The organism is Streptomyces aureus (assembly GCF_001418135.1).
Taxonomy (GTDB): domain Bacteria; phylum Actinomycetota; class Actinomycetes; order Streptomycetales; family Streptomycetaceae; genus Streptomyces; species Streptomyces aureus_A.
The window spans coordinates 1-5442 of the sequence record NZ_LIPQ01000626.1; the positions used below are offsets into that span (position 1 = coordinate 1).

At 71.8% G+C, this 5442-nt stretch carries 6 protein-coding genes, 1 tRNA gene and 1 pseudogene; 6 read left to right on the plus strand and 2 right to left on the minus strand.

Annotated elements, in window-relative coordinates:
- From AOK00_RS35300 to AOK00_RS35315, 4 genes are all read left to right on the plus strand, one after another.
- Positions 1 to 802: LCP family protein (locus AOK00_RS35300; RefSeq protein ID WP_173861734.1), on the plus strand; the 802-nt coding region annotated here is incomplete at its 5' end.
- Positions 803 to 885: 83 nt separating this feature from the next.
- Positions 886 to 1353, plus strand: coding sequence for a ribosome silencing factor (rsfS, locus tag AOK00_RS35305; RefSeq protein WP_037638129.1), 468 nt, complete (start codon positions 886 to 888; stop codon positions 1351 to 1353).
- Entirely contained in the window at positions 1350 to 2003 is a 654-nt protein-coding gene (locus AOK00_RS35310) for a histidine phosphatase family protein (RefSeq protein ID WP_055604193.1), read from the plus strand. Before rsfS ends, AOK00_RS35310 begins: the two co-directional genes overlap by 4 nt.
- A 95-nt stretch (positions 2004 to 2098) precedes the next feature.
- Positions 2099 to 2171, plus strand: a tRNA-Ala gene (locus tag AOK00_RS35315).
- Between the two features lie 110 nt (positions 2172 to 2281).
- On the opposite strand, the gene AOK00_RS35320 is transcribed toward AOK00_RS35315, so the two are convergent.
- Positions 2282 to 3166 carry a helix-turn-helix transcriptional regulator gene (locus tag AOK00_RS35320; RefSeq protein WP_079042363.1) on the minus strand — a complete coding sequence of 295 codons (885 nt, stop codon included), beginning with the start codon at positions 3164 to 3166 and terminating at the stop codon, positions 2282 to 2284.
- Between the two features lie 101 nt (positions 3167 to 3267).
- Between AOK00_RS35320 and AOK00_RS35325 the strand changes: the two genes are divergently transcribed.
- Both AOK00_RS35325 and AOK00_RS35330 read left to right on the plus strand, forming a co-directional pair.
- A complete protein-coding gene (locus AOK00_RS35325) occupies positions 3268 to 4701 on the plus strand; it encodes an MFS transporter (protein ID WP_173861735.1) in 1434 nt (477 codons plus the stop codon).
- Between the two features lie 137 nt (positions 4702 to 4838).
- Positions 4839 to 5072 (plus strand): hypothetical protein, encoded by a 234-nt coding sequence (locus AOK00_RS35330; RefSeq protein WP_015033559.1) that lies wholly within the window; start codon positions 4839 to 4841, stop codon positions 5070 to 5072.
- Here the strand turns inward: AOK00_RS35330 and AOK00_RS35335 are convergent.
- A pseudogene (locus AOK00_RS35335) lies at positions 5051 to 5442 on the minus strand (glycosyltransferase 87 family protein); the annotation flags it as partial. The gene AOK00_RS35330 and the pseudogene AOK00_RS35335 sit on opposite strands and share 22 nt — an antisense overlap.

Below are 5442 nucleotides of genomic sequence, written 5' to 3' on the forward strand. Positions count from 1 at the left end.
GATCGGCAACCTGCTCGGCGCCCCGATCACCGGCACCTGGCGCCTGGACACGCCGTACCTCGACACCCTCGTCGACCTCGTCAGCGGTATCGAGACGGACACCGACACCGACGTGCCCGACACGAAGAAGGGCGCGGACCCCCTGGTCAGGAAGGGCGAGAAGCAGTCCCTGAACGGCCGCGCGGCCGTCGCCTACGCGACCTACCGGGGCCCCGGCGAGGCCGAGACCAAGCAGCTCCAGCGCTTCGGGCAGGTCATGTTCGCGGTGCTGCGCAAGATCTCGGACAATCCCGAGTCCGCCACGATGACCGTCGAGAGCCTCACCCAGATCTTCGACCCCTCGCTCTCCGAGAAGGACCTGGGCGCCGCCCTGGCCAAGCTCGCCGAGCACGCCAAGGTCGGCGACTACAAGACGGCGCTGCTCCCGGTGGGCCAGGACGGCGCGCTGTCCGAGGGCGCGACCGACAGTGTGGTGAAGGACATCCTGGGCGGAAAGGTCACCGCCCCCGAGGCCGGCGACGTGCCCCGGGTCTCGCTGCGGGACGGTTCCGGCAAGAAGGCGACCGAGGCGGCCCGGATCGTCCTGATCAACGGCGGCTACACCTTCGTGGGCGGCGGCGACACCGACACCCAGGAGAAGTCGCAGGTCGTCTACGGCGACGAGCTCCAGAAGGTGACGGCGGCCGAGGTGGCCAAGACGCTGGGTCTGCCGGCCGGCTCGGTCACCAAGGGCAAGCCCTCGGGAGCGGCGGCGGTGACCGTGATTCTGGGCCAGGACTACAAGGTGCCGGGGGCCCGGTAACGGCCCTGCGGAAAACGTTGGTGGGGCCGTCGGCGGTCCGTGAGACCCTGGAGGGGTACTGGACCGCCGACGAAAGCCTGCTTGTGACCGCCACGGATCGTTCCATCGAGCTCGTCAACGCCGCCGCTCAGGCGGCCGCCGACCGGCTCGCGCACGACATCATCGCGTACGACGTCAGCGATGTGCTGTCGATCACCGACGCCTTCCTGCTCGCCTCCGCGCCCAACGACCGCCAGGTCAAGTCGATCGTCGACGAGATCGAGGAGCGCCTCAACAAGGACCTCGGCGCCAAGCCGGTCCGCCGTGAGGGCGACCGCGACGCGCGCTGGATCCTCCTGGACTACGTCGACATCGTCGTCCACGTCCAGCACAGCGAGGAGCGTGTCTTCTACGCCCTCGAGCGCCTGTGGAAGGACTGCCCCGAGCTCGAGCTCCCCGAGGACGCGGCGAAGACCCGCGGCAAGGGTGCCGAGCACGCCGCCCTCACGGGAGTCGACCTCTCCGAGCACGCCGCCGGGCTGCCCGACGGACCGGACGGTGAGCTGAGCTGAGCACCACCAAGGGCGGCACTGGCCGCCGCATCGTTCTCTGGCGTCATGGCCAGACCTCCTGGAACCTGGAGCGCCGCTTCCAGGGCTCGACCGACATCGAGCTGACGGACACCGGCGTCGCCCAGGCGCGCCGGGCCGCCCGGCTGCTCGCCGCGCTGAAGCCGGACGCCATCGTGGCCTCGGATCTGAAGCGGGCGGCGGCCACCGCCGCCGAGCTGGCCGTGCTCACCGGCCACGCCGTCGCCCACGACTCCGCGCTGCGCGAGACGTACGCGGGGGAGTGGCAGGGACTGACCCACGCCGAGATCGTGGCGCGGTACGGCGAGCAGTACGCCGCGTGGAAGCGCGGCGAGCCCGTGCGCCGGGGCGGCGGCGAGCTGGAGACCGAGGTGGCCGACCGGGCCGCCCCGGTGGTCCTGGAGCACGCCGACAAGCTGCCCGAGGACGGCACGCTCGTCGTGGTCAGCCACGGCGGCACGATCCGCACCACGATCGGCCGGCTCCTCGGTCTGGAGTCCCAGCACTGGGAGAGCCTGGGTGGCCTCTCGAACTGCTGCTGGTCGGTCCTCGGCGAGGGCGCGCGCGGCTGGCGTCTGATGGAGCACAACGCGGGCACGCTGCCCGAGCCGGTCCTCGGCGACGACGACTGAGTCCCACGGCCGGCCTGCCGGACCCGGATTTCACTTTCCGGCAGGTCACAGGCTAAAGTTCTTCTTGTTCGCAGCGCAGAGCGCGAAGAACACGAGGGGCTATAGCTCAGTTGGTAGAGCGCCTGCATGGCATGCAGGAGGTCAGGAGTTCAATTCTCCTTAGCTCCACAGTCACCGGATCCCGTCCCCAGCAGGGGGCGGGATTCGTCGTTCCCGGGGTCCGCCGGTCAGCGGGTCGGCCGTTCCACGCGGTCCGTCGGTCCGGGGGATCGGCCGTTCTACGAGGTTCGTCGCTCCGTCACCTTCCGCAGGGACGCGAGCCCCTGGCGGCTCTCCTCGTCGTTCGGCGTGTAGGCCACGATCCGGCACTCCGGCATCCCGTTCACCGAGAGGGAGACCGAGGTCAGCCGGACCTCGCCGGTCAGCGCGTGGCGGAAGGTCTTCACCCGGGTCCCCGGCGGGACCACGTCGCCGCTGCGCCACAGCCGGGCGAACTCGGGGCTGGCCTCCGCCAGAGCCCGTACGAAGTCCTCCCAGGCAGGCTCGCCGACGTGGCGGCCGTACGCGCCCCGCAGCTGGGCCACCATCAGCGGCAGCTCCCGCTTCCGGTCGACCACCGGGCAGGTGGGTCCGGGCACGCTGAACAGGGCCCACAGCACGTTGCGTATGCCGAACGGGCCGGTGTCCAGGTCGTCCCGGCCGTCCTGGAAGAAGAGCAGCTCGTACATGGCGTTGGTCGCGAGGACGTCGTACCGCGCGTTGTAGAGCACCGCGGGGTGCGGGTCGAGGGCGTCGAGGATGCCCTGGATCTCCGGGCTGACCACCGCCACGTCCGAGGCCGAACGCTCCGGCGCGTACGGCACCTCGGCCAGGTGGTAGAGGTGCTCGCGCTCGGGCCGGTCGAGCCGGAGCGTCCTGGCCACCGCGTCGAGCACCTGCGCCGAGGCGTTGATCGGGCGCCCCTGCTCCAGCCAGGTGTACCAGGTGACGCCGACGCCGGAGAGCTGGGCGACCTCCTCGCGGCGCAGTCCCGGCGTGCGGCGGCGGAGTCCCGGGGGCATCCCCACGTCCTCCGGTGTCACCCTGGCCCGGCGGCTGCGCAGGAACGCGGCCAGTTCCGGTCGTCGGCGTCGCTGTGTCGGTACCGCTGCCACGATCGTCACACCCCCATGGTCGAGTCCCCGTGCCGCCGCTGCCAGGTGGTGTCAGTACCAGCATCAGCGGACTCTCGTTACCCGTATCGGATCGAGGTCACGCTCGGCGTATGACCTCGACCACAACACGTCCCGTACTCAGTAAAGACGGTGGCACCGACAACCGCCCCGGACTGTTGCTCGGCGTGGTCCTCGCCGCCCAGTTCATGGCGCTCCTCGACGTCTTCATCGTCAACGTCGCCGCGCCCACGATCCGTGTCGAACTCTCCGCGTCCGGAGCCGCGCTCCAGCTCGTCGTCGCCGGATACACCATCGCCTACGCCGTGTTGCTGATCACCGGTGCCCGCCTGGGCGCCCTCGTCGGGCACCGCCGGATGTACCTCGGCGGGCTCGCCCTCTTCACCGCGGCCTCCCTCGCCTGCGGACTCGCCGCCGGCACCGGCCAGTTGATCGCCTTCCGGCTCGCGCAGGGCGCGGGCGCCGCCCTGATGATCCCTCAGGTCCTGAGCCTCATCCAGCGCGAGTTCGCCGGCGAGCGCCGCGTGAGGGCGCTCAGCGCCTACTCGGCGGTCCTGGCCACCGGCGCCGCCGCCGGGCAGGTCGTCGGCGGGATCCTGGTGAGCGCCGACCTCTTCGGCACCGGCTGGCGGCCCGTCTTCCTCGTCAACGTCCCCATCGGCATCGCCCTGCTCGTCCTCGGCGCCCGTGTCCTGCCCCGCGACGCCCGGACCGAGGCCACGCGTGCGCGTGCCCTCGATCTGCCGGGACTCGTCCTGCTCGCCGGCGCCGTGTCCCTGCTGACCGTCCCCCTGGTCCTCGGCCAGGAACAGGACTGGCCCCTGTGGTCCTGGCTCTCGTTCGGCGGCTCCCTGGCGCTTCTCGCCCTCTTCGGCGCGTACGAGTCGCGGCTGGCCCGGCGCGGCGGCGCCCCGCTCATCGCCCCCCGCGTGCTGAGGCTCCCGGGCATGGGACGGGCCGTCCTCTGGATCGCGGTGTCGATGGGTGTCAACGCCGGCTTCCTGTTCACCCTCACCCTGCATCTGCAGGGCGGACTCGGCCACAGCGCGCTGCGCGCCGGGCTCACCTTCGGTCCCGCGGCCGTCGTCTTCGGCACCGTCGGACTGACCTGGCGGCGCCGGCCCGCCCGGCTCCACCGCGCGCTGATCCCGGGCGGATTCCTGCTCGCCGCCGTGGGAGCCCTTGCCGTCGGCGGGCTGCTCGCGGACGGCGGGGCGGGCGGCTGGGGGCTCTATCCGGCCCTGGGCGCGCTCGGCGCCGGGATCTCGCTGGCCTTCAGCCCCGCCCTGACCGGCGCGCTGGCCACCGTACGACCGGAGGACGCGGCCGACGCGAGCGGGCTGCTCGCCACCGTCACCCAGCTCGGCCAGCTCATCGGGGTCGCCGCGTTCGGAACCCTGTTCCTCGCCGCGGCGGACGGATCCGGAGCACAGAACTCCGCCGACGCGCTGCGGACGACCATGATCGCCCTGGCCGTCGCCGCCCTCGCCGGCGCGGCGGCCGGACCGTGGCGCCGAGCACGCTGACCCCCTTGCGGGGTCATGGCAGAATCGGACGGCCGGAGGGGGACGAGGATCCGGACGGGAGGGTGACCCAAGTGCTCGGCGACAACGGCGGGGTGTCCTATGGGTGCACGGCCTGCGGCCACAGCTGGAGCTGACTGATGGGTGCACACAGGCGGAAGTGCGACTGGTGCGGCAGCGGCACGCCCATCGTGCGCGACATGGACCCCGTCAACCCGGGGTTCCAGTACTGGTGCGAGGAGTGCGCGCGGGCGCTGATCATAAAAGGCGACCCCATCGAGACGTACCGCGAGCTGGAGGGGGAGCCGATCTACGGCCGGCTCCTCGACGAGCACTGCACCCTCAAGCGGTTCTACTCCTTCGCCACGGCCTGACGCCGCAGCGTCAGCACGTACCCCACGAGCAGGGCCGTGGTCGTCAGCGGATAGATCGCGGACAGCACCATCTGACCCGCGTTCTGGTCCAGTTCAGGCCGGCCCGGGTCGTGCGGAACCCACCACAGCGCGAACGAGGCGAAAGCCAGGGCCACCGCTCCCGTCACCGGCCACGTGCGCGTGGCGCGGTCCGCGAGCAGGATCAGCAGGGGCACGCACCAGACCCAGTGGTGGGACCAGGAGATCGGGCTGATCATCAGCGCCGTGAACGCGCAGACGATCACCGCCACCGCCTTGTCCCCGCGCACCGCGGCCCGCACCGCGAGGACCATCGCCAGGCCGCCCAGAAGGGCCGCGGTGCGCGGGGACA

Coding starts and splice junctions, on each gene's coding strand:
- AOK00_RS35325 (WP_173861735.1), top strand. CDS start 3,268: ATGACCTCGACCACAACACGTCCCGTACTCAGTAAAGACGGTGGCACC.
- AOK00_RS35330 (WP_015033559.1), top strand. CDS start 4,839: ATGGGTGCACACAGGCGGAAGTGCGACTGGTGCGGCAGCGGCACGCCC.